General features: G+C 39.7%; 22 protein-coding genes and 2 pseudogenes. 7 read left to right on the forward strand and 17 right to left on the reverse strand.

The window, feature by feature from the left end; genetic code table 11:
* Positions 1-97: 97 nt before the first annotated feature.
* The 6 genes and pseudogenes from Len3610_RS12300 to Len3610_RS12325 all read right to left on the reverse strand — a co-directional run bounded on the left by Len3610_RS12300 (position 98) and on the right by Len3610_RS12325 (position 5,443).
* Complete coding sequence (locus tag Len3610_RS12300) at positions 98-985, reverse strand: succinate--CoA ligase subunit alpha (protein ID WP_176448210.1); 888 nt, start codon at positions 983-985, stop codon at positions 98-100.
* A complete protein-coding gene (locus Len3610_RS12305) occupies positions 986-2,080 on the reverse strand; it encodes an ATP-grasp domain-containing protein (RefSeq protein WP_176448211.1) in 1,095 nt (364 codons plus the stop codon). It abuts the gene before it with no gap.
* A gap of 30 nt (positions 2,081-2,110) precedes the next feature.
* Entirely contained in the window at positions 2,111-2,590 is a 480-nt protein-coding gene (locus Len3610_RS12310) for an enoyl-CoA hydratase/isomerase family protein (RefSeq protein ID WP_303699628.1), read from the reverse strand.
* 35 nt (positions 2,591-2,625) lie between these two features.
* Positions 2,626-2,874, reverse strand: a complete 249-nt coding sequence (locus tag Len3610_RS12315) for an enoyl-CoA hydratase-related protein (RefSeq protein ID WP_176448212.1) — start codon at positions 2,872-2,874, stop codon at positions 2,626-2,628.
* 22 nt (positions 2,875-2,896) lie between these two features.
* Entirely contained in the window at positions 2,897-3,922 is a 1,026-nt protein-coding gene (locus Len3610_RS12320; protein WP_176448213.1) for a TAXI family TRAP transporter solute-binding subunit, read from the reverse strand.
* 97 nt (positions 3,923-4,019) lie between these two features.
* Positions 4,020-5,443, reverse strand: a pseudogene (locus tag Len3610_RS12325) (TRAP transporter permease).
* A gap of 105 nt (positions 5,444-5,548) precedes the next feature.
* Between Len3610_RS12325 and Len3610_RS20285 the strand changes: the two are divergent.
* Positions 5,549-5,842, forward strand: a complete 294-nt coding sequence (locus Len3610_RS20285; RefSeq protein WP_217994024.1) for a hypothetical protein — start codon at positions 5,549-5,551, stop codon at positions 5,840-5,842.
* A 1,274-nt stretch (positions 5,843-7,116) separates the two neighbouring features.
* Here Len3610_RS20285 and Len3610_RS12340 read toward each other — a convergent pair.
* On the reverse strand, positions 7,117-7,683 hold the full coding sequence (locus Len3610_RS12340; protein WP_176448215.1) for a hypothetical protein: 567 nt from the start codon (positions 7,681-7,683) through the stop codon (positions 7,117-7,119).
* A gap of 247 nt (positions 7,684-7,930) precedes the next feature.
* On the opposite strand from Len3610_RS12340, the gene Len3610_RS12345 reads away from it, so the two are divergent.
* Positions 7,931-8,260: a helix-turn-helix domain-containing protein gene (locus tag Len3610_RS12345; RefSeq protein ID WP_176448216.1), complete on the forward strand. Its 330-nt coding sequence runs from the start codon at positions 7,931-7,933 to the stop codon at positions 8,258-8,260.
* Positions 8,261-9,235: 975 nt separating this feature from the next.
* On the opposite strand, the gene Len3610_RS12350 is transcribed toward Len3610_RS12345, so the two are convergent.
* The 4 genes from Len3610_RS12350 to Len3610_RS12365 form a co-directional block, all read right to left on the reverse strand.
* Positions 9,236-10,504, reverse strand: coding sequence for a DnaD domain-containing protein (locus Len3610_RS12350; protein ID WP_176448217.1), 1,269 nt, complete (start codon positions 10,502-10,504; stop codon positions 9,236-9,238).
* 40 nt (positions 10,505-10,544) lie between these two features.
* A complete protein-coding gene (locus Len3610_RS12355; protein ID WP_176448218.1) occupies positions 10,545-11,090 on the reverse strand; it encodes a sigma-70 family RNA polymerase sigma factor in 546 nt (181 codons plus the stop codon).
* A gap of 731 nt (positions 11,091-11,821) precedes the next feature.
* Positions 11,822-12,061, reverse strand: coding sequence for a sigma factor (locus Len3610_RS12360; protein ID WP_176448219.1), 240 nt, complete (start codon positions 12,059-12,061; stop codon positions 11,822-11,824).
* A 129-nt stretch (positions 12,062-12,190) separates the two neighbouring features.
* Positions 12,191-12,433, reverse strand: a complete 243-nt coding sequence (locus Len3610_RS12365; protein ID WP_176448220.1) for a helix-turn-helix domain-containing protein — start codon at positions 12,431-12,433, stop codon at positions 12,191-12,193.
* A gap of 577 nt (positions 12,434-13,010) precedes the next feature.
* Here Len3610_RS12365 and Len3610_RS12370 point away from each other — a divergent pair.
* From Len3610_RS12370 to Len3610_RS12380, 3 genes are all read left to right on the forward strand, one after another.
* Positions 13,011-13,547 (forward strand): DUF6932 family protein, encoded by a 537-nt coding sequence (locus Len3610_RS12370; protein ID WP_255259902.1) that lies wholly within the window; start codon positions 13,011-13,013, stop codon positions 13,545-13,547.
* A 27-nt stretch (positions 13,548-13,574) separates the two neighbouring features.
* Positions 13,575-14,012: a helix-turn-helix domain-containing protein gene (locus Len3610_RS12375; protein ID WP_176448221.1), complete on the forward strand. Its 438-nt coding sequence runs from the start codon at positions 13,575-13,577 to the stop codon at positions 14,010-14,012.
* Positions 14,013-14,286: 274 nt separating this feature from the next.
* Positions 14,287-15,732 carry a transposase gene (locus tag Len3610_RS12380; protein ID WP_217994025.1) on the forward strand — a complete coding sequence of 482 codons (1,446 nt, stop codon included), beginning with the start codon at positions 14,287-14,289 and terminating at the stop codon, positions 15,730-15,732.
* A 69-nt stretch (positions 15,733-15,801) separates the two neighbouring features.
* On the opposite strand, the gene Len3610_RS12385 is transcribed toward Len3610_RS12380, so the two are convergent.
* The 6 genes from Len3610_RS12385 to Len3610_RS12405 all read right to left on the reverse strand — a co-directional run bounded on the left by Len3610_RS12385 (position 15,802) and on the right by Len3610_RS12405 (position 21,962).
* Positions 15,802-16,593, reverse strand: coding sequence for a TIR domain-containing protein (locus Len3610_RS12385; RefSeq protein ID WP_176448222.1), 792 nt, complete (start codon positions 16,591-16,593; stop codon positions 15,802-15,804).
* Positions 16,594-16,742: 149 nt separating this feature from the next.
* A complete protein-coding gene (locus Len3610_RS12390; protein WP_176449661.1) occupies positions 16,743-19,049 on the reverse strand; it encodes an AAA family ATPase in 2,307 nt (768 codons plus the stop codon).
* Positions 19,050-19,059: 10 nt separating this feature from the next.
* Positions 19,060-19,932 (reverse strand): IS1634 family transposase, encoded by an 873-nt coding sequence (locus Len3610_RS20290; protein WP_255259594.1) that lies wholly within the window; start codon positions 19,930-19,932, stop codon positions 19,060-19,062.
* Between the two features lie 110 nt (positions 19,933-20,042).
* Complete coding sequence (locus Len3610_RS20295) at positions 20,043-20,663, reverse strand: hypothetical protein (RefSeq protein ID WP_217994026.1); 621 nt, start codon at positions 20,661-20,663, stop codon at positions 20,043-20,045.
* Between the two features lie 622 nt (positions 20,664-21,285).
* Positions 21,286-21,735 carry a response regulator transcription factor gene (locus tag Len3610_RS12400; protein WP_176448223.1) on the reverse strand — a complete coding sequence of 150 codons (450 nt, stop codon included), beginning with the start codon at positions 21,733-21,735 and terminating at the stop codon, positions 21,286-21,288.
* Between the two features lie 83 nt (positions 21,736-21,818).
* Positions 21,819-21,962, reverse strand: coding sequence for a hypothetical protein (locus Len3610_RS12405; protein ID WP_176448224.1), 144 nt, complete (start codon positions 21,960-21,962; stop codon positions 21,819-21,821).
* Between the two features lie 133 nt (positions 21,963-22,095).
* Here Len3610_RS12405 and Len3610_RS21015 point away from each other — a divergent pair, with 133 nt between their 5' ends.
* Together Len3610_RS21015 and Len3610_RS12410 are read left to right on the forward strand one after the other, a co-directional pair.
* On the forward strand, positions 22,096-22,623 hold the full coding sequence (locus Len3610_RS21015) for an aldehyde dehydrogenase family protein (protein WP_255259595.1): 528 nt from the start codon (positions 22,096-22,098) through the stop codon (positions 22,621-22,623).
* Positions 22,613-23,580: pseudogene (locus Len3610_RS12410) on the forward strand (aldehyde dehydrogenase family protein). Before Len3610_RS21015 ends, Len3610_RS12410 begins: the two are co-directional and overlap by 11 nt.
* The last annotated feature ends 11 nt before the right edge of the window (positions 23,581-23,591 follow it).

Here is a 23,591-nt window from a genome sequence, read left to right on the forward strand (position 1 = left end):
ACAACTGGAGACAAGGCCTCTAAAATAGCAAATTATAAAGAGTTACAAAGCCTCCACAAAAAAGAACACGCCCACAAGCGTGCTCTTTTCATTATCATCAACCCAATACTAAACCTTTTGTCTCTTCCAATTCCTGAATCCTTGAAATCAGATCCAATATTATATCCAGTGGAACAGCTCCGGCCTCTTCTAAAACCCTCTGCTTTGCCTCAGCCGTTTCATCACCCCTATTGGCTATTGCACCGGCATGGCCCATTTTCTTACCTGGCGGGGCATGAACTCCAGCAATGTAACTAAAAACGGGAGTCTGCATATCTTTAATGAACTCCGCAGAAAACAGTTCATCTTCCCCGCCAATTTCACCTAGATAAACAACGAGATCTGTTTCTTGGTCATCCTCAAAATCCCTCAATACTTCATGATGCCTTGTACCAATCAATGGGTCGCCGCCCAGACAGGCTATCGTACTGATTCCTAATCCATGCTGCTTCAATAAATCAACAATTTCATAGGTTAAAGTACCGCTCCGGGAAACGATTCCAATGTTACCCGGTGTTAAAATGCTGTCATGTATATCACTTACATTCGCTTTTCCCGGGGAGACAATACCTGCTGAGTTTGGCCCTAAGAGTGTAACTTGGTGCAGTTTTGCATATGTTATAATTTTCATGCTCGTATGAGGATCCAACCCCTCAGTATAAATAACAATCACTTCTATTCCTGCATCAATAGCTTCGTATACCGCTTGTTCAACATGGGCAGCAGGTACAGAGACGAATGAAACATTTGCATCAAACTGACTAACTGCCTCACCAACGAAATTAAAAACGGGGATTCCTGAGACCGATTGTCCTCCCTTTCCAGGTGTAACACCCGCAACCAGTGGTGTTTGATACGACTGCATTCTATTTGCAAAACTTCTACCTGTTTTACCGGTGATTCCCTGGATTATAATTTTTGAGTTTTCATTTATAATAATAGCCACCTACTGCACCTCCTTTGTATAGAGAAGGGCAGTCTCACATGCTTCTTTTAGATTATCAGTTATAAATATATTCGGGAATAGTTTCAGATCATTTCCCGCTTCCTCTTGGTCAACACCTTTCATTCTAACAACAACTGGAACGTCACCATTCCCAAGCTCTGATTTAATTGCCTCAGCTAAAACTTTACAACTGGCGACCTGAAAGTAAAAGTTAAACAGAAAACTTTTTGGACTTGTCTTTTTGATTTCCTGTATGAGACGTTTTGCTCCATTTAAATCGTGTATAACATGACCTTGTAAATCAATTAATGAGTTAGCGGTTCCACCAAAGTACGAAACGATATCAAGCGTTGCCATACCTAAACCGGCACCACTCGCCACAATAGCGACATCCCCACCAATTTCCACTCCTCCTGCTTTCAATGCTTTGCAACGTTCCTCAAAGCCCTCTGTGTTACGCGTAAAAAGCAAATGTTCTGATTTCCTGGTATCATTTTCGGAAAGGACTACTTTTGCATCACCAGCAACTAGATTGTCCTCCACGTCAACAAATAAAGGATTTATTTCTACCAATTCTGCTTTTTCATCAATAAAGAGCTCATATAGACGATTTAATAAATATTCCATTTTATTGAGATCAACATCTAAAAATATAGCTATTTTTTTTGTGATATACGTTTCTAATCCAAGCAAAGAATTTACTGGTACAAGAATAATATTTTCCTGTGGCGTTTCTTCAATATCTACCCCACCACTAGCTGAAGCAATGATTAGAGGTGAACGTTTTGTCCGATCCATCATAATAGACAGGTAGATCTCCCTTTTATACTTTACGGTTTCTTCAATATAAATATCCCGTACCTTTTCACCTTTAATGTTCTTCTGCATCAGAGAAGAAATGTTTCTATCCATGGCTCTTTTATCTGAAATAACTTGAATACCACCTGTCTTGCCACGTCCACCGGTGAGAACTTGTGTTTTTGCAACAACAGGAAAATTGACATCGCTAGGAACATCATCTTTCAGCCAACCCTGTGGAACCATTACTCCGTACCGCTTTAATAATTGTTTACCTTCTGCTTCAAATAGCTTCATTTCCTTCTCCCTCCAAAGGGTTTTTTACTGCTACTTCGATTTGGCAAAGAACTTCTCCATCATTTCCTGAGGTTCATTGGCCGAATAGGAAAGGGTGTGGGCTTCTTTTGCATAAACCATACAAGCCTGGAAATTCTCATCACTTAATCTATTAAACCAATCTTTATTCGCTTTCACGGCCACAGGTGGCTTTGAAGCTAACTCTAACGCAAGCTCCCATGTCTTTTTCTGCAACTCATGTTGATCAGATACCAATCTGGTTATCAAATCATATTCCTTAGCTTCTTTTGCTGAAAGCAGTCTACCAGTAAGAATAAGATCTGTCGTTTTTGATTTCCCCATCACTTCCCAGAACATCGTTGTACCGATAATACAAGGAAGTCCAACGTTGATTTCCGTCATACCAAAACGTGCATTTTCTGATGCTATTCGGATGTCTGCAAGCAAGGCAAGTTGTAAACCCGATCCGGCGACAGATCCATTAATAGAAGCAATAATTGGTTTTTCCACACTTTTGATTACTTTATATAACTCGTCAAACTCATCTACCCATTCTTTAGCAGTCTCTTCATCACATTTTTACTTTCGCCTAAGTCCTGCCCGGAACAAAATGCTCTATCACCAGCTCCGGTGATAACAATCGACTTTACTTCTCTATTGGTGTTAGCATTTTCAAAAACATGTGCCAATTTCTTTTTTAACTGTGTGCTTAATGCATTTAATACTTTTGGACGATTCAATGTAATCGTTAGTACACCATCATCCAATTTCGTCAATAGTTGTTCATAGTTCATCTTTATTCCTCCTTGTAAGTAGTTATTCAATCTGTCCAGTTTCCTGAAAATATCTCTCTGCCCCCGGATGTAAATCTACAATTAAATTATTTGTTGAACCTTCCACTGAATAAGCCTCTAAAGATGCATGAATATCCGGTAACTGATTGACATTTTCATTGATAATTTTCGTGATTTCGTATACAGTATCTTCTTCTAAGTTGCTATTAGCAGTCAGTACATTACCCATTGAAGCTGTCGGAATTTCCTTGTCCCCATTAATCACATCCGGATATGTTTCTGCTGGAATAGAATTTTTAGCAAGTCCAAATTCCTCCAAATAACTCATAACTTCTTCAGACATTGGCAAAATTTTTATGTCTGCCCCAACCGCAGCTTCTGTAATAGTTGCAGCCGGTAAGGCGACTTGAGGGAAAATAGCATCAACATTCCCATTCCGAATTGCATCGACTTGTTCTTGGTAACTTCCATGAAAGATTTCTCCACCATTAGCCTCAATCGTTTCATAATCGCTATCATAAAATTCCAAGAACTTCCGGAAAACCCATTCATCCGAATTGTTTACCGGTGTTACCCCTATCCGGATTGGTATTTCTTCTTCAAAGATCTGTTCAATGGACTCAATCCCCGAGTCCTCAGTAACAACAAAGTGAAAATGATTCGTACCAAATCCGTTGCCAATAATCGATACATTATCATAAGTCTCTTCAAACGGAGACTCACCATTAACGCCAGCCTGAATAAACGGAGGCTGCATCCATGCTAACTGGGCTTCGTTATCAGCTATGAAAGGCATATTTTGCATAGATCCACCAGGGATCGTATTAATGTCAATATCGGAGTGTTCGCCGATCAGATTACTGATACCCCCAGCCATTGTATACCAGCCTCCCCCTTGTGCTCCAGCTGCCCATGTAAGTGAAGTAGATGATGAAGAATCAGCTTCGGCATCATTATTTTCACCATTGTCAGTAGTCTCTTCACTACAGGCAGCTAGAAAGATAACAAAGATTGTGACCAACCAGAGTACTACGTGTGACTTTTTCATCTCACTTATTCCTCCCCTAAGAAATTTAGATTTTCAAAGATATCGCTTTCAAATATTTTTGGAAAAGTACGATACCAGTATTTTCTTCATCACCCCCTTAACGTGTGTTTCTTAATTCTTTAGGATTCGATTGCTCTATTGAATTCTTCCTCATCACTAGATAATTCATTAATATAAATCCGATGATTAAAAGAATGCTTGAATATGTTAATACTTGAGAGGTAGATATACTCATTAAAGCAAGGATCAAAAGAACAATTCTTTGCACCACTGATAGTTTGGTAAACATAACCCCCATCAAAACGGATGCTAACGCTATAACACTTAGTACAGCAGAAATAAAGGTTAAAATAATCTCGAATAGCCCATGTTCAGATGACATCAACAAGGCTGGATGATAAACGAAAATATAAGGCACAATAAAACCAGCAAATGCATATTTAACCGATAAAAAGGCCGTTTTCATTGGTGGTGAATTTGCCACGTTGGCTGCTGCAAAAGACGTTACACCCACAGGTGGCGTAATATCAGCTAAGATGGCAAAATAAAAGATAAATAAATGTGCAGTCACCAGTTCTAACCCATAGGATGTAAGCGCCGCAGCGGAAACAGTAGCTGTTATAACATAGGCTGCAGTAGTTGGAATTCCGGCCCCCAGTGCAATAGTGGCTATCATAATTAAAATGAGTGCAAGCCATAGTTGACCGGAAGATAGCTGGACAATAATACTCCCTAACGATAAAGCAAGACCCGTTTGATTAATTACCGTTACAATAATACTTGCTCCTGCTAATGCAGAAATGATAACTGTACCCATCTTCGCAGCATAACTGACTCCTTCGATTACCTTTTTTAAGGTTATTCGATTTGAAGGAATGAGTGCCCAAATAATCAACATCGTAATCAATCCATAGACCGCACTGTTAGCTGGAGAAGAACCAGAAAATAAAAATATGACCAATACAACAAATGGAATGATATAAGGTGCCCTTAACAAAACATTCTTAAAAGAGACCTTTAGCTCATCTGAAGAACGCGTTAGCCCCATATTCACAGCTTCAAAGTGAACCATGGCAATAACACCGATATAATAGATTAACGCTCCCAGAATGGCCGCTTGTATAATATCTGTATATGGTGTTGCGGTCATTTCAGCCATGATGAAAGCTCCGGCCCCCATAACCGGTGGAAGCAGTGGCCCTCCTGCGCTGGAAACCGCCTCAATCGCTCCGCTTTAGGAGGTGTATAACCAATCCTTTTCATTAACGGAACTGTAAAACTACCGGTTGCATAGATATCTGACACAGAGCTTCCACTTATACTTCCAAATAATCCGCTAGAAAGTACAGAAACTTTCGCGGGTCCACCTTTATATTTGCCGGCAATCAAGATGGAAAGATCCATAAAAAACTGTCCAACTCCAGAAAAAATCATAATGGCAGCAAAAATAATAAAAACGAAAATAATATTACTGGATATACCCATTAAAAACCCATATATCCTGGATTCCCGCCATAACATAACGATAAATCAGGTGAAAATCCGATAATGTTGGGCTTCATGCCCATTTTTTATTGTTTTTATACTCGTTATGTGTTACAATATACATAACGAGGAGGCGGAAAAATGGCTATCGTCTATCAAACAGATAAGCGTTCAGGGATTACCTATGCGTATGAGTCCATTTCATACTGGGACAAAGACAAGCGCCAATCCGATCCAAAAGGGACCTTATCGGACGGGTGGACAGTAAAACCGGAAAAATTGTCCCGACAGACGGCAGAGGACGGAAAAATAAAGAGGCGCATACCGTGGCAAAGAGAGGTCCTGTTCCATCTGTGCAAACGTCACGTTATTTTTACGGCGCTACTTATCTTCTGGATCAAATCGGTGCCAATACCGGGGTTACAGAAGACCTAAAAGCGTGTTTTCCCGACAAGTATCGCCAGATTCTATCCATCGCATACTATCTGGTCCTGGAGGACAGCGCTCCGCTCTACCGTTTTTGAAAAATGGAGTCATTTACATATTCGGTCGTCTCAGCGAAGCAGCGACCCTGTTTCGCGTCATCACCGAAAGACGCAAATATAAGTTCTTCCCAGCTGCAGGGAAAACGGCGGACGGAAAAAGGAAATTTTGGGCCTATGATATTCACCACCATATCCAGCCAGTCCGAACTTTGAGACAGGGCCCAATACGGCTGGAATAAAGAAAACGATCCACTGCCTTCAGCTAAACCTGGCGTTGGTGTTCGGCGAAACATCCAACCTGCCCGTTTTATATCGCAAAACTGGCCGGTAAATATCCCCGGATTCCAAGACCGTCAGAAAACTGCTTTGCCGATTTGGATATGCTTGGCTCTCCAAGGTGAAGCCTGGTCATGGACAGAGGCTTCTACAGTCAGGAAAATATCAACGCTTTGGTTGAAAAAACCATCTGAAGTCCTGGTCTCCGTTAAAATGTCTCTTACTTTCGTCCGGAAAGAACTGGATGCCATCTATGACGGCTTTCGATTCGTTTGAACACTACAGTGAGAAATACGAGTTAATATGCCCGCACGGTCCGGGACAACGTGGCATTATACGCAAGCAACGTCCTATAAAGGAGACGCCCTGACACAGTCCAGGCGTATGTACATTCACTTTTATTACAATATTGACCGGGCCCGCGGAGGATGAAAAAGCATTTGACCGCAAGTTAATCAACCTGCGGTCGTGGAATTGGAATCAGGGAAAAGGCTCCCGGAACATGAAAGCAGTATCAAACGTATTTTGAGACAAAAAACCACCCCGAAACGCGGGACAAAGTCACCGTCAAAGAAGAGGCTGTCAACAAAGCCAAGCGATATTTTGGAATATTTTGCGCTGATGGACCAATGAAACGATGGCGCCATCGCTGCATTGGAGCTTACCGCAATAAGGACGTTGTTGAAAAAAGCGTTCGGGGAATCTGAAGAACGGGCTGAAACATGCGCCGCACACTGGTATCATCCGAAACAGAGTTCTTGATGGGAAACTTTTGTGGAGTTTGTGGCGCTCATCTATCTTTCTTATATCAAAACAAATGCAAGATACCGATTTATTAAAAAAATATACGTTACAGAGCGTGCTGGATCAACTGGATGTTATAGAATACTTTGAAGCGCCAGGGAAAGAACCGCGTATTGGCGAACTTCTTAGCAAGCAAAAAGAGATTTATGGAAAATTAGGTGTTACCCCGCCTACCTCGTTATGAGTAGGCGGGAATCCAGGATATATACCGTCATGAGACGATAGGTACATAATTTCAATAATACGTTCAATCCCTAAATTACGGGAATTAAACGCACCAGGAAGATAAGGTGCTATAAAGATATACAAAAAGGCAACGGTTACAACAATTGAAAAGGAAAGTGAAACAGCTCTGCGACATGCTTCCAGTACCAAAACAATGAGCAGGCCTCCTAAAACAGTTTCTGTAGGTGTTACAGGGGTCACCTGCTCGATTCTGAGGCTTAAAGTCTCAATGTTCCATATTATGTATAAACTGGGTAACAAAGCTAATATTGACAATATCCAATCCGCATAACTTGGCAGTGCTTTCTTTGACTTTTTATTAAAAGGAAAAACAAGAAAAACTAACGGCAATAAAAGAAACAAATGAATCGATCGTTGTAGACGCGGTTCAAAAGTCCCGTATAAAGCTGTATAAAAGTGAAAAAAGGCGGTTATTAACGCCCATATACCAAAAATGACCCAAAATCTCCCTTTAAATTCCCTCATATTTCAACCCCCAAATACTTTAATTGAAAAGAATATTGAAATTTAGATTTAGTTGCCAAGAGGCTATGGAAAAATATAAATTTTCTTTATGCTTTTAAAACTTCTATTAATCAGTATTTTATGACATATAGTTCTAAAAGTCAATACATTTTATAATTATTTGTTCTAATCATAAATTATTCCTTCATTATCTAATAAATCAAGCTAAACTAGGGGTAGATACACTACAACGCTAAAGGAGTCTCTTATGATAGATAGTAATAAAATTGGTAACCAATTAAAGGCATTTAGGAAGGCTAAAAATTTTACAACACAGGATCTGGCGGAAAAAGTTAATGTGTCTCAGTCCTATATTAGCCGATTCGAAAATGGACGTGCTGTTCCGGACATTGACATGCTGGAAAAAATATTGGCAGCCCTTGGTACGAATCTAGCATCATTTTTCTCAGATGATCGTGAAGAATTACCCGATGATTTACTTCAGCTTATTGACACAGTAAAAACATTAAGTCCTGAAGCACGCGTGAAATTAAATGAATTCTTAATACTAATGAAAAACGGAGAATACGAAGATTGAGAAGACCGAACCAAATTTTGGCCGGTCTTTTTGCAAATGTAGCCAGCAGATGACCATACCTTTCACACACTATTCCCCTCACCCAGGCGAATCTTCCCCCACTTCCATTTAATGCACCGTACACCATTTTCCATAGCGGTTATGGTTACTACGAGTAGGGTCGAAATGAACCTTCGTTAGAAACCGTTAAAAATATAGCTAATACATTTAAAGTATCTACTGATTATTTACCTGGCTTAATAGACACACCTAATCTTCTTGTCTACTATTCGATTACAGAAGATCTGTCGTTAAATGAATCAGAAATATTAACACTGAAGAAAATGAAAAAGTTAAGCCTTCTCAGTGAAATCAGCCAGCAGCCAAATGAGAATACAGAGCGGCTGTATCGATACTGGGGATTTATCAAATCCGAACATAATGATAATTAATTGCAAAAGTCCTTTGAATGTCTGTACACTCAAGGGACTTTTTATCGGATATCATTTTTCAGCAACAGATACGCTTATTTTTCATTTACTATAAATTCCAGCAGTCTACAAGGAATCACTAATCCGCCAAACTCTCTACCTCTCTACAATGAAAAACTATTTTTACTTAGTAAATCTTAATTACCAAGTTATAGATCCGAATAAATGGTTAACTGTGAATTGCGATTGCCTGATGTTGTCTTGCGAAAGATAATCAAATCCCAACTCCCGTAAAAATTAATCCACCAACAAAACTTTTATTGACCTTAGAAAAATTAATTTCAGCTTTTGTTTCACATACTGAATTGGAAGAATTGGCTGGGCAAAACTAGGATGATGACCAGGATAATGATTCAGATGATAACAATGAACCACCGACGGGAAAGTCTTCTTCACAACACGTTGATATGCAACCAAATCATAATCGGGAAATGACACTAGGAATCAATCCTTTGGATTGATAAGATATCTTAATAGATAATAATCCTGCACTTCATACCCCACCCTACCCACTCCTAAACTCCGCCAACAATCTCTCCACTTCCTCCCGCTCAGCCTCCAAATCACGCGATTCTCTGGCCGCTTTTTCCCGCTCACGATTCTGCTTTGCTTGACGCTTTTGCTCCCTAAACCATTCCGGCACGACCTCCACTTTCCCGGTGACATACGAACCCCGCTCCCGCCGTTGCTCCTGACGCCGGCGGAATTCGGCTTCTTCGGCTCTGGCTGCTTCGACGGTGGTGATGCCTTTCTTCGCCCAGGCTTGGAGAATTCCCCTCACGTAGCCCCAGTTGCTCTTGCCGCGCTCCAACGCCCGCTTCATGGCATCCAGTACGAGTTCTTCGCCGACGTCTTGCACCCAATGCTGCAGTGCGTCCGCTACAAATGGGCTAACCACTCCGAAGTTTTCCTGGTAAAAAACAAACGCGTCAGCTGTTGCATCTGTAGCATTGTTTTGTTTCGTATCGTTTGGTTTCCTTTTGTCTTTGTTTTGTTTAACTAATGGGGCCGTAACCCGGTCTGCATACCGGTCCGTAAGATGGCCCGATATATAGTCCGTCCCCTGGTCCTTAAGGTGGTTCGCTCCTCGGTTCATATGATGGTCCGCTACATAGTCCATCCCCCGGTCCATAAGGTGGTCCGCTCCTCGGTTCGTATGTTGGTCCGGCAAGTGAGCGACTCGACGCCCAGTACCATCTGCCGCATTCTGATCCGGCCGGTGCTCCGCTGAGACGTCTTGTTCTGGCCACTGCTTCTCAACGGACCACCCCGGCGGCTGCCCGCCGCCTTCATGTCCACGAATCGCATCGCCACGTCCGCCATTCGCGCGATCTTCAACACTATACCCGCCACTCTGCACCAATCCCGCCATCCGATACACGGGCGCCTGACCATTCCCTCGGGATTCATAGTCAATATAGCCTTTATCCTTCAATTCCGTCCTGGCGCGTTTGAATGAACTGTCCGTAAGTCCTGATTTCAATCGCAGTACCGGTGCCGCGACAGTAAATGAGTCGATCCACATCGCTTTGTTATTAATATGCATCAGCGCATGCCAGAGGGTCACCGCTGATGCGGATAATGGATTTCGTTCGACGCAATCGTAAAATGCATTGATCTCTTTTATGTAATTCATCATGATCATCCCTTCAATATGTACCCGCTTGCATGAGCGCCCGTCCCTGCACCAGCCACCATTCTGCCGGACGAGACAAATCTCCCTCCAATTCAGGAGGAAGACGTCCAGATTATTCGACAAAATTCGGGGGGTCACTGTGACGCCTACAAGCGAAGCCTCAGCAAGCGGGGCTCCTTTATTTATACAGCTTTGCCAACGCTTCTTTATCTTCTCGCAGTTTCTTCCTCACACCCCGTCCCCAGCTTTTCACGGCTTCTACCGTGACACCTTCTTGCTGGGCTATTTCCTTTAAGGTCATGTCCTCAATGATATAAAGCTGCACCCATTTCCACTGGTTAAGCGTGAGCCTGTCGCGTATCCGGTTCCAAAATGCTTCGTCTGCATCTGTCTCCCCCGGTGCATCTATCCGCTGACTGTCAGCCAAATAGCCTTGGTCCGCAGCCTCTGATACGGCTTGGGTGGCCAGCTGCTGGTGGTGGTCTTCTTTCGTTTTCTTCCGGAGCATGTCGATGAGGCGATAGCGGATGGTGTAGTTGAAGTAGGTTCCGAGCGGGCCTTTGTTCGGATCGTATTTCTTGTAGGCCATCCACATGGCGTAGATACCTTCCACATAATATTCCCCCTTACCGTCGTGAATGCCGAGCTTATGCATATGGTAGTGGATTCGCTGTTCATTTTGCTGGAAAATCTCTTCAAACGATAGTCTGTCTTTGTCATGCATGTGCTTCTCCTCCTTGGTTTGATTCTTGAGTGTTCAGTCGGTAAATGCGGTCGAGATGCCGTCGCTTATTCTGTTAAAATCTCCTCTATGAACTTATTTCGACAAAACTCGGGGTGTCACTGTGACCTAAATGCCTCTAAATGCCTCTGAACGCCTCTTATCCCCCATAATTTCTGCATCAAAGTTTAATAGACTTCTCTTCATACCTACAATCGAAAGTTTTAAGGAAATGGGGGCGTGATAATGAAAAATATTTTTTATTTTTTTCTAATGGAAAATGCCACTTTTTCCATGTTCATTTCGATTGTAGGGGTGAGAATGACTGTTATAACCGGATTTTAATGGTATTTATAAAAATACTGGAAAATGCGTTTCGGCTGAAAGATTCAGTTTTTTGCTTTGGTTTAGGGGGATAAAACTACAAATGATGTGCTTTTGATGCCTGATTTTAACTCGACAATTTTCGGGGTGTCACTGTGACTCGAACTCTACTCTAACTCTTCGACACAATTCGGGGCGTCACTGTGACTCGAACTGAGGCATGTCCAAAATGATGTGGTCATGCACCCATTATCAGTCAGTTGGGATTTTAAATGGTTCCAAAGGCTGGGATCGTGCATTGGGAGGTGATATTCATCAACCAGGGGTTGGCCGTTTAACTCTGTGACGATAATAGCCGCCAGTCGCCAGTGAGTTGAGTTTTGCCCTCTTGAATGGCTTTCTCCAAGGGCTCATTCTGCCGGGTGTCTCCTGCGAATTGTGTCAATCATGCGGTTGCGGGTCATGTCGTTGAAGTATGTTGCCATGGGGGCTTTGTCCGGCTGGTAGGATTCATAGGCCTGCCACATTGCGACTAAGCCTTCCTGAAAAAATGCCTGATGCGGATCAGGGATGTTCAGCTTGTGGATGTGATAATTGTTCCGCCGCTTGTTTTGCTCGAAAATTTCCTCGAACGTTATTCGGTTGTCCATGTGATTGCTCCTTTGTATGGGTGTTAAAGGTAAGATAGGTTGGAAAGTGTTTGTGGCCTTATTTGCGGGTCATGCACGCTTGGGGGTAGCGAGCTTCAAGAAAGGTAGGTATGCCGGCGATACTGGGGGCTATTGATCGTCGCTTTGAACAACCTTTTTCATCTCATTAACGAAATAATCGGGAATATCCAGGATGGCTGCCATTCGATATAAATTCGTGATGGTCGTGTCACTTTCACCTCTTTCAATTCGTCCGAGGTGGTTGTTGCTGATGTCCAATTCTTCCGCTAATTCATGTATCTTGAGGTCATGCTGTTTTCTGTAATACCGCACTTGCTGGCCAAAATGCTGCAGCAGTTTTTCATCGTCCACGCCAATCCCCCTTCTCAAGGAATATTATCCTTGCAAAGGGGGAAAAGGTACACAACATATATGTGGTATTTTGAAGTTTTTTTAGTTTTTTATGAAATCGAGTCTGTTTTTAAATGAACGTTATTCTCCCGCTTCCGCTGCTACTTTTTCTTCAGCCTCCAATCCAGCTTTTTTTATAACTCAAAATCAAATGCGCCAGCTTCTAAATCATCCTTCATGAGCAAAAAATATTCTTTTATCTCCATCCGTCGTGTTTTTGACATAGTTCCAAGTATCATTTTTGGGTTCAGGGCAAAACGCAATGGCCAATATCATTCTCTAATTTGGCAATAGCTACAAGCTTAATATTCTTATTACCAGTTGATGTTTTCCACTTCATATGCAGCAGCAAGTACGGGCTGCAATGTATCTTCGTGAAGAGGAGGAAGCGCCGTTATTAATGATAAAATCGACAAAGTTCGGGCGGTGACAAGCACCCATGCTTTGGAAGTTGATAATAAACTTATCCAGTGATAAAATAAACATAACAATAATGTTTATTTAACAAATATGTTATAATAGGGGTTGCGATAAAGTGATGATACAATTTAATGATAGCGGTCTATTACCACCAGGTGACTACAAGTTGACTTTAAGCGAAATTAAAGAATCTTTATTAGTTACAGGTCCTCAAGATGGTACACCTTGGGATGAACAATGGCGATTATATTTAGTTTCTCAATTAGAAAAAATGGTTATACAGCTTTGGGATGTTGGAATAAACGAAATATTTATAGATGGATCCTTCGTCGAAAATAAAGCGCATCCTAATGATATCGATGGTTATTTTGAATGCGACGTAAGGGATTTAGAAACAATAATAAGGGAATTAAATATTATTGAACCCGATAAAATATGGACCTGGGACAGTAAAGCACGCAAACCCTATAAAGGTTTTACAAAAAGGCAACTGCCAATGTGGCACAAATACCGAGTTGAATTATATCCGCATTTCGGTTCTAGTCCCACAACAGGGATCACCGATAAATATGGAAATGACCTGTTGTTTCCTTCCGCATTTAGACAAACAAGGGATACATTTGAACCGAAAGGAATAGTTAAAATTATAAAGTAAATACTTTCTAAAGCGAGGATTGATACCATGATAAAAACTGAAAGTGCTTATAAAGAGGCTATCGAGAAACTCAAGCAGGATAAGGATTTCATTGCATCGGAAAAAGAGAAGTTTAAAAATATGGGACTGGAAGATGATCACATCGAGCTAGCCATCCAACCTTATATTTCTTTTCATGAGCAACTAAAAGAGGAAGTAGATTATTATGAACGAATTAAGCGTGGAGAGTTTGAAACAGTCATTAATTTACGCACTATAGGCAAAACATTAATAGCATATAGGATTTACCTTGGTATGACACAAAATGAACTGGCTGAAAAATTAGGTGTTTCAGCATCTCAAATTTCACGTGATGAAAGAAACGAATATTATGGAGCAACCATTGAACGGATCCAAAATGTGATGGAGGCTATGGAAATGATCTCTGTTACCAAAATTGATCCGTCTGAAGTTGTTCCTGCCTAAAGATAAATATAAGCCTAATGAGCATATTTATAAAAGCATTATTGAAAATAAATACCCATTTAGCTAGTTTTCTGTCTAGTGGGTATTTATTTTTTTCTTTTCTGATTTTACTGGACAGTCAAAAGTTCCTGTCGAAATTTGGTGATAGAAAAATAACCCAATTCTAGCAATTTGGTGATATCCTAAAGGTGTCTAAAGCCTGAAAGGAGGATCAAAAAATCGCTGATTGGGTTACATAATTAGTATACCTTTTTTTCTAGCGATTGACCACATTATGCTAAAATTTATTGATTCAATTTTAAATAATTTTCGTTCCTGTTTCTCGAGACAAGCTTCCTTTAACTGGTTTGTCGTGATCATTGTAGGCTTCATGATTCGCTCGGATCACCTTGGTGTCACCTCTGTCATTCGGGATCTTTCCTTGCATCCCCGTCAATATGAGAAGATAATTAATTTCTTTCATTCTTCCGCATGGTCATTGCATTCGCTTCGGCTTAAGTGGTTTCAGGTGGTTCGGAGAGTGGCTCCGCTCTACACTGTAAACCATGCTTTTGTGTTTGTCGGTGACGGCATGAAGCATGCCAAGGAAGCACGCCGGATGCCTGGAATCAAGAAACTCCACCAGGAATCCGAAAATAATTCCAAAGGAGAATACATCTTTGGTCACCTGTTCGGAGCCATTGGTATCCTCATGGGGTCGTCTCAGAAATTGTTCTGCCTTCCGCTGTTCATCAATCTGCAGGATGGTGTGAAGACCTTCCAGGATTGGGAAAATACGAATGAACAGACTGCTGAACATCAAGGCACTCATGTGGTGCAGATGATTAAGCAGGCCGCTGTCGCCTCTGCACAATTCGGAAAGTCCATTGTCCTGTTAGATCGCTACTTCCTGACAGTTCCTGCGCTGATACAATGGAAAAAAGGGAATCAGGATTTATCCGAAACGATGCATATCGTCACGAAGGTCAAAAGCAATGCGGTGGCATATGAGTATCCGCCAGCCCGAAAGAAGGGGCGTGGACGTCCGCGTAAGAAGGGCAAAACAATCAAACTGATAGAACTATTCAATAGTCGTAAACCAGCGTTTCAAACCGCCACTGTGAAGATGTACGGCAAGGAAGAGACCGTCCAGTTTCTGTGCCTCGATTTGCTTTGGGGCCAGGGAATGTATCAGGAACTGCGCTTTGTGCTGGTTCAATGGGGAAACAAACGATCCATTCTTGTTAGTACCGACCTAACTTTGGAAGCAACAGACATCATTGAGTTATATGGCCACCGGTTCAAGATTGAATCCATGTTTCGTGAGATGAAGCAGGTAATAAACGCGTTTGGCTATCATTTCTGGAGTAAGTCCATGCCGAAATTGAATCGGTATTCGAAAAAAGGAGATCCCCTACCGGCAGAACAAATTACCAATGAACAAGAACGTACCAATATTCTGCTGACGATAAAAGCAATTGAAGGCTATGTTATGTGTGCCTGTACCGCTATGGGCATGTTGCAGATGATTGCCGTCCATTATTCAGGTAGGGTTCCCGGCTTGTTCTTTCGCTATCTAAGAACTCCTTCAAAGTCGGTGGTTTCCGAAGCAACAGTAAGGGTCTATTTACGCACGTCTATTTTTATCATGTTTGCGCGAAACCCGCGTTTAACCGTAACGCAAATAATTCGTTCAAAGCAGGAAATACCTGAAATCGATGCCGATTCATGGGCTTCCTAACACTTTAGAACTTTTGACTGTCCAGTTTATATAAAATGACAAAATACTGGAAATGACAGACACCCGACGCTATAAATCATCAGCACTTACATTATATCCGCATGATTTTAATCGCTTTACTAATTTTAACTTCCAACCATCTGTATTATCAAATTGAGTATAAATCAATCCGGCAAGATCTGATGGTACTTCTAATTGACTGGAAGGATCGTCTTTTACAATAGCTATGACATTTTTTCGACCTAATTTGCCAATAAAATAACCAAGCTCAAGTATTACGTTCTGCCTTGCTCTAAAAGCCCCGGTCTCTGGGCTATTTGATCTTTTATAACCGAAATCATCAGGTGAAAGTAAAATAATAGCGAATTTACTATCACTTGCATGACTCTCGAATTTCTCTATGACCGTTTTACCATCATCATTTTGTTCACTAAGAATAATAGGATTTAATTTTAACTGGCTAACTGTTCTGGCAATGGTCTGCTTCATAGCTTCATCATGGCCATGAACTATGAAAACATTTTTCTCATTAAAATCTATTTCTACACTAGACTCCTGTTGTTCTTCTTCATCACCAAATAGTTCTAACTCTCTTTTCATTGCCTTAAAAATGCTAATATAGCTCCTTTTTCCATTGTCCCACATAGTTCTATCAGTTTCAGGTGATGAAGGAAAAATAGGACTATGGAATGAAGTAGAATTAACCGATCTTAAATAGTCAGAGTTAATTTCGAAAAGGTTCCTAATAAGCATTTTAGCTTCCTCTGTAATTTCTTCTAAACTTTCTTGATCCTCAAAGTTTAATGATTCAGTTTTTTGAAGCAAATCATCTACGAGTTTAATTGAACGTTTCGTACTCATAACATTTTCTCCATCCTCTTTAAAGTACTTTGAAATTCAACACTTTAGGCACTCAAAGACCTTATGATTTACAATTTTGGAATTTACAACAACTATGTACAGCAACCCTGATTTGATATATAATATTTCTAAAATACTAAGTATAGAGGTTACTTTAAGTACTCTTTTTCATACGATTCCCTATGATTATAAATCTCACTTACTTCTTCAGCATTTAAACCTACACTACTACATAAGGAATTAAACTGTTCCCAATCTTTTTCTGCTATTCTTGTTAAAATTAACTGAGCGTCTTTTTTAAATTCAGGTATATCAATTGGTCGTTCCAATCTATCAAACTGATTCTCACCATGAGAAAACTCATTATTAATCCGATTGATAAAAGACACAGTTTCCAATCCTTCTCCAAAGAACTTTTTTAACCTTTTATCATTTTTCAATGTATGATCAGGATATCGAAAGAAAAGATAGCTCTCTAAAAACTTCCTAGCTGTATTTGGGAAACTATAAAAAGTATGATTATTTGAATCATTTTGTTCTTCAGTTGCCACTATGGCAATATGCTTAAATAAATATGTGAATTCAGTTGAATATTTTCTTAAGTAATCCGGCATATCAATAATATTACTATTTAAATTATTATCCATGTCTCTTCGCTTCTCTATAACAAAAAATTTGTTATTCCATTTATTGTTATTTGTTGGTGTATTTATCCTGTGCAAATATTTTAATAAATCAAGATTATGAGTTGATATGAAAATTTGCTTATAATGTTTACTTGCAATTTCCGAATCAATCAAACTAAAAACATAAAATAAATTGTTGCCATCAAGACTACTAATTGGATCATCTATAAATATAATATATTCTTCCGGATTTGTAATGTCTTTAAGATTCGCCAAAAAGTAGCAAAAGGCAATGAGGCTTTGCTCACCTTCACTTAAATTATAAGCCGGTTCATTATTTCTTTTAATACTAAACTTAGCATGCTTATCTTTTCCATCATTTTGTTTCTCAACTTCAAGTGATAATTCCGGATGACCTAAAAAGCTTTTTAAGTACAGATTAATCTGGTTAACAGCTTTCTCTTCATCATTTATTTGACTTTCCAATCCCTTTATATAGTTTTTGGATTTTTCAATTTCTCCAATGATCTCATCTTTCCTTTCATCCTTATCCTCTTTTTGTTTCTTTTTATGTCCTATATCTATTAGTTGATTTTTGTAGTCAATAGCCTCCATGAAAGTGTGAATTTCATCTAATCTTAATTCATTTCTTGCCTTATCTTGTTCATGCCCTAAATTACCGGAGTATGCATTATTTTTGTCCACAATCTCACTAAACTTCTCAAGACATTGTGTTACTTCATCCGAAATATCATTTATTTTGTTTAATTCTAAATTTACAGATGAAAAAATATCTTGTTTCCTCTCTGTAAGCACTTCTAATATGTACTTTAAATTTTCAATCTGTCGAGTCCTGAGTTGACTCCATTGTTCATTAACTTTTTCATATTCGTTATGAAATTTTGAGTAAAATTGATCTTTATTTGCTAATGTTTTATCTTCCCAATATCTCAATAATTTTTGCACTTTATCTAATAATATCTTTATTTGCCCGGCATATTTCTCGGATTCTTTAGTAAAATGTTCGTCAATTCTATTCCACAACTCATCGTCTAATTTACCCTGGCAAAATGCGCATCGATTCCTTTTTCCTCTATGGAGATCCGCCCCTTCTTTTACCCACTGCTGCAGTTCATTGTTTTCTAATAGATAGTCAATAGTATTGCTTGGTTTTACATCTTTCAATAACAACTCATTTGTTTCTTTAGTGATACTAGATATACTTTCTTCATTGTCTTTAAGGTCATTCTTTTCGATTATAGGCTTAATTTCATCATTAAGAGTATTTTTGTACATTTGTTTGTCACTTGCCGTTAGTGTTTTAGCAATTTCTGCATCTTTTTCTAAATCGTTTCTGTTATACTGTTTCTTTTGCTGTGTCGATTTAAATAATTCAGTGTCCCTGTTTATTTGACTAGCCTTTTCCGTGAATTTTTTCTTTAAGTTATTTTCTGTTTTGAGGATTGCTTCATCTAATTGTTTAATTTCCCATCTAATCCCCGTCTTTTCTTGTATGTTTCCTAATTCTTTATTCAAGCCTTTTATTAATTCATTTGTATTATCCATTTCCTTTTCAATTTCAATATTTTTTTCACCCAATATTGTAAATGGTCTAATATTACCTTCCTTATCATATAGTATACTAAGATTTTCTTTCCTATAATCTGAATTATAAACCCTAACGTTTAAATTAGATTGTTCTAATTGTATGTCGTTAATTACTTGATCATCATCCAAAGTAATGTCAAATTTTCCACTTTCAAAGTCCTCATGATGTTCCTTTTTTTCAAGACTCCTAAGAATTCTAGAAAGAGTAGTTTTACCCTGGATTCCCGCCTACTCATAACGAGGTAGGCGGGGTAACACCTAATTTTCCATAAATCTCTTTTTGCTTGCTAAGAAGTTCGCCAATACGCGGTTCTTTCCCTGGCGCTTCAAAGTATTCTATAACATCCAGTTGATCCAGCACGCTCTGTAACGTATATTTTTTTAATAAATCGGTATCTTGCATTTGTTTTTTGATATAAGAAAGATAGATGAGCGCCACAAACTCCACAAAAAGTTTCCCATCAAGACTCTGTTCGGATGATACCAGTGTGCGGCGCATGTTCAGCCGTTCCTTCAGATTCCCGAACGCTTTTTCAACAACGTCCTTATTGCGGTAAAGCTCCAATGCAGCGATGGCGCCCATCGTTTCATTGGTCATCAGCGCAAAATATCCAAAATATCGCTTGGCTTTGTTGACAGCCTCTTCTTTGACGGTGACTTTTGTCCCGCGTTTCGGGGTGGTTTTTGTCTCAAAATACGTTTGATACTGCTTTTCATGTTCCGGGAGCCTTTTCCCTGATCCAATCACGACGCAGGTGATTAACTTGCGGTCAAATGCTTTTTCATCCTCCGCGGCCCGGTCAATATTGTAATAAAAGTGAATGTACATACGCCTGGACTGTGTCAGGGCGTCTCCTTTATAAGGACGTTTGCTTGCGTAATGCCACGTTGTCCGGACCGTGCGGGCATATAACTCGTATTTCTCACTGTAGTGTTCAAACGATCGAAAGCCGTCATAGATGGCATCCAGTTCTTTCCGGACGAAAGTAAGAGACATTTTAACGGAGACCAGGAACTTCAGATGGTTTTTCAACAAAGCGTTGATATTTTCCTGACTGTAGAAGCCTCTGTCCATGACCAGCTTCACCTTGGAGAAGCCAAGCATATCCAAATCGGCAAGCAGTTTTCTGACGGTCTTGGAATCCGGGATATTACCGGCCAGTTGCGATAATAAAAAACGGCAGGTTGGATGTTTCGCCCGAACACAACGCCAGTTTAGCTGAGGCAGTGATCGGTTTCTTTATTCCAGCCGTATTGACCTGTCTCAAAAGTTCGGGACTGGCTGGATATGGTGGTGATATCCATAGGCCAAAATTCCTTTTCCGTCCGCCGTTTTCCCTGCAGCTGGAAGAACTTATATTTCGCGTCTTCGGTGATGGACGCGAACAGGTCGCTGCTTCGCTGAGACGTGATGTTTTGACCGTAAGGATGTTTATGTAAATGACTCCATTTTTCAAAACGGTAGAGCGGAGCGCTGTCCTCCAGGACCAGATAGTATGCGATGGATAGAATCTGGCGATACTTGTCGGGAAAACACGCTTTTAGGTCTTCTGTAACCCCGGTATTGGCACCGATTTGATCCAGAAGATAAGTAGCGCCGTAAAAATAACGTGACGTTTGCACAGATGGAACAGGACCTCTCTTTGCCACGGTATGCGCCTCTTTATTTTTCCGTCCTCTGCCGTCTGTCGGGACAATTTTTCCGGTTTTACTGTCCACCCGTCCGATTAAGGTCCTTTGGATCGGGATTGGCGCTTGTCTTTGTCCCAGTATGAAATGGACTTCATACGCATAGGTAATCCCTGAACGCTTATCTGTTTGATAGACGATAGCCATTTTTCCGCCTCCTCGTTATGTATATTGTAACACATAACGAGTATAAAAACAATAAAAAATGGGCATGAAGCCCAACATTATCGGATTTTCACCTGATTTATCGTTATGTTATGGCGGGAATCCAGGTTTTACCGGAGTAATTTCTACCGTAAATTATGTTTCTATTACCAAATTCCTGATCAATATTTTTATCCCAATAGAAATTTTGATATGGTCCATAATCAATAATGTCAACTTTTTTAATCATCTTCATTCCCCTTCATAAAGTATTCATATCTTATTACACATGGATATATCCAATTTCAAACAATATCCTACTTACGTATTCGTCATAAAAATCTAGACTCTCCTGCAAATTTTACCATAAAAATTGAAGTCTCTGCAGAATACCATTACACATAAATAGAAATAAATTTTATTAACCAATTTCAAAAATGTCCTTTTAAACATGGGTATTTAGGCAGCTTCTGATGGGTTTAATGTGTGATAATACGGTTTGCAGCTTTTAGCTAAGAGAGAGTGTTATTTATACTAAGAATTTGCTATAAAAAGATATATCGAAAGGATACTTACCTATGTTTCTATAAGTCGTTTACTAGCGTTATAAAGGTGTAAACTTAAGTTATAAAATTCCTAAACGAAACATTTTGGCCACCGCGTGAGCACGGTTGGATGCATTGAGTTTATTTCTAGCAAGCTTTATATACTGTTTTACCGTTAATTCGCTAATTGAATAGGATTCGGCGATTTCCTTTGTTAATAGCCCATTTGCAACCCCTTTCATTACTTCGAATTCTCGCTTGCTGAGAAGCTGTTGCTCATCATATGTTTCACGTACCAATTCTCCTGCCTTTTCACCATATAAAGAAATAGAGTTGAGTAGATCATCATCAAACATCTTTTGATCTGTGAACTTATGGCTATAAACAAATCCAATTACATTTCCTCTTTGCAAAATAGGCATTACTAAAAAAGCTGTAATTTCACTGCTAATAATATGGTGACTTGAGGTAATTTTAATTAAATCTTTTCCACTTACAAATGTAGCTCTTTTTTCCTGAATGCCAGTCATAATGGCTGGTACTGTTCGAACATCATACCGTCCTCGTGAATGTATGCATCCGGCCACTTCAATAGCAATAACACCTTCAGAAACTATTGGAGAATATCTGAAAGAAAATGCATTGGTCTACCGGAAAGCACCCAAAAAGCCTCAAGCATTGCAATAAATTTTCCTTCATGTGTTTTTTGTTCTTTAACCAGTGAAAGATACTCAGAAAGGATGGGTGTCTGGACCATGATATCTACTCCTTTTATATTAGCTTATATATACTAAATTGGGAATATAGTCATCATTAAAAATATTGTATCATATATTCGTGAAAGGATTTAGCAATTAATTAATCTTATTATCAAGGGGGATTGATTTTTTATGACAACGTTGATTTCTTTGCATCCAAAAGCGGCAGAATTTGCTTTTAAACCTTTAAAGATGTTTATAGGTGGCAAATGGGTAGATGCTATATCCGGGGAAAGAACAGAAATTAAGAATCCCGCTGATGGAACGGTAACTACAACTGCTCCAGAAGCAAACAAAGAGGATGTCAATCAAGCAGTCGTTCAAGCAAGAAAAGCGTTTGAAGAAGGTCCTTGGTCTAGAATTAAACCAAATGAACGTGCAAAGCTGATGTTAAAGACTGCTGATTTAATTGAAGAACATGCAGAAGAATTAGCACATTTGGATACACTTGACTATGGACAGCCGTTGTCTACTACCACCGGATTTGCAGCAGCTGCAGCTGATAATTTCAGGTATTATGCGGGGTGGGCAACGAAAATAACTGGAGAAACATACAATTCTTCCATACCTGGTGAAGTTTTTAACTATACAAAAAGAGAACCATTAGGGGTGTGTGCAGGAATTGTTCCTTGGAATGCACCATTAATGAATGCAGTATGAAATACTGCACACTCGCAGTAGGAATACAGTCGTTATTAAAACATCGGAGAGACCTATTAGCTTAATTGCGTTTAGGGAGCTTATTCAGGAGGCAGGATTTCCAGATGGAGTTGTAAATATTGTTACTGGACATGGGACCATTGCGGGGGACGCATTATCCTCACATCCGGATGTCGATAAAATTGCTTTTACTGGTTCAACAGCCGTTGGAAGGAAAGTCATACAAAATAGTGCGGTGAATATTAAAAAAGTCACTTTAGAATTGGGAGGTAAATCAGCAAACATCATTTTTTCAGATGCAGATTATGAAAATGCCTTGCAAAATGCAGCTAATGCTGTTTTCTGGAATACAGGCCAAGTATGTTTTGCCGGATCAAGACTATTTGTTGAAAAGAGAATCTATGATAAATTCCTTAGTGATTTAGCTGAATACTCGAAGAATTATAAGGTTGGAAATGGTTTTGATGAATCAGCCGTTATAGGTCCATTAATTTCAGAAAAACAAAAGAAAGTGTTTTGAATTATATGGATATTGGACAGAAAGAAGGCGCAGAAATGCTTGTCGGAGGGGATCTGACTGATGGAGATTTAAGTAAAGGGTACTTTGTTAAACCATCGGTAATGGCAAATGTAAGTAATGACATGACTATCGCAAAAGAAGAAATCTTTGGTCCCGTTGTTTCAGCAATTCCATTTGAAGGAGAAGATGAAGCAATTCGCTTAGCCAATAAAACTGAATATGGTTTAGGCGGCGGGATTTGTACAACAAATCTCAAAAAGACACATAAAGTAGCTGGCGCGATGAAAACTGGTAATATTTGGGTTAATACGTACAACATTACAGAGCCTAATTCACCGTTTGGCGGATATAAACATAGCGGTCAGGGGAGAGAAAATGGCGCTGCTTCCATCGACGCTTACACAGAAACAAAAAATATATGGATAGATCTTAATTAAATAGAACAGAG

It is taken from the genome of Lentibacillus sp. CBA3610, from assembly GCF_013373365.1.
Taxonomy (GTDB): Bacteria; Bacillota; Bacilli; order Bacillales; family Amphibacillaceae; genus Lentibacillus.

What these genes read in the sequence shown, in the direction of transcription:
- Len3610_RS12305 (WP_176448211.1), bottom strand. Translation starts at nt 2,080, where the DNA reads ATGAAGCTATTTGAAGCAGAAGGTAAACAATTATTAAAGCGGTACGGA.
- Len3610_RS12315 (WP_176448212.1), bottom strand. Translation starts at nt 2,874, where the DNA reads ATGAACTATGAACAACTATTGACGAAATTGGATGATGGTGTACTAACG.
- Len3610_RS12320 (WP_176448213.1), bottom strand. Translation starts at nt 3,922, where the DNA reads ATGAAAAAGTCACACGTAGTACTCTGGTTGGTCACAATCTTTGTTATC.
- Len3610_RS20285 (WP_217994024.1), top strand. Translation starts at nt 5,549, where the DNA reads ATGGCTATCGTCTATCAAACAGATAAGCGTTCAGGGATTACCTATGCG.
- Len3610_RS12340 (WP_176448215.1), bottom strand. Translation starts at nt 7,683, where the DNA reads ATGAGGGAATTTAAAGGGAGATTTTGGGTCATTTTTGGTATATGGGCG.
- Len3610_RS12345 (WP_176448216.1), top strand. Translation starts at nt 7,931, where the DNA reads ATGATAGATAGTAATAAAATTGGTAACCAATTAAAGGCATTTAGGAAG.
- Len3610_RS12355 (WP_176448218.1), bottom strand. Translation starts at nt 11,090, where the DNA reads ATGCATGACAAAGACAGACTATCGTTTGAAGAGATTTTCCAGCAAAAT.
- Len3610_RS12360 (WP_176448219.1), bottom strand. Translation starts at nt 12,061, where the DNA reads ATGGACAACCGAATAACGTTCGAGGAAATTTTCGAGCAAAACAAGCGG.
- Len3610_RS12370 (WP_255259902.1), top strand. Translation starts at nt 13,011, where the DNA reads ATGATACAATTTAATGATAGCGGTCTATTACCACCAGGTGACTACAAG.
- Len3610_RS12375 (WP_176448221.1), top strand. Translation starts at nt 13,575, where the DNA reads ATGATAAAAACTGAAAGTGCTTATAAAGAGGCTATCGAGAAACTCAAG.
- Len3610_RS12380 (WP_217994025.1), top strand. Translation starts at nt 14,287, where the DNA reads ATGCTAAAATTTATTGATTCAATTTTAAATAATTTTCGTTCCTGTTTC.
- Len3610_RS12385 (WP_176448222.1), bottom strand. Translation starts at nt 16,593, where the DNA reads ATGAGTACGAAACGTTCAATTAAACTCGTAGATGATTTGCTTCAAAAA.
- Len3610_RS20290 (WP_255259594.1), bottom strand. Translation starts at nt 19,932, where the DNA reads ATGCTTGGCTTCTCCAAGGTGAAGCTGGTCATGGACAGAGGCTTCTAC.
- Len3610_RS20295 (WP_217994026.1), bottom strand. Translation starts at nt 20,663, where the DNA reads ATGGCTATCGTCTATCAAACAGATAAGCGTTCAGGGATTACCTATGCG.
- Len3610_RS12400 (WP_176448223.1), bottom strand. Translation starts at nt 21,735, where the DNA reads ATGACTGGCATTCAGGAAAAAAGAGCTACATTTGTAAGTGGAAAAGAT.
- Len3610_RS12405 (WP_176448224.1), bottom strand. Translation starts at nt 21,962, where the DNA reads ATGGTCCAGACACCCATCCTTTCTGAGTATCTTTCACTGGTTAAAGAA.
- Len3610_RS21015 (WP_255259595.1), top strand. Translation starts at nt 22,096, where the DNA reads ATGACAACGTTGATTTCTTTGCATCCAAAAGCGGCAGAATTTGCTTTT.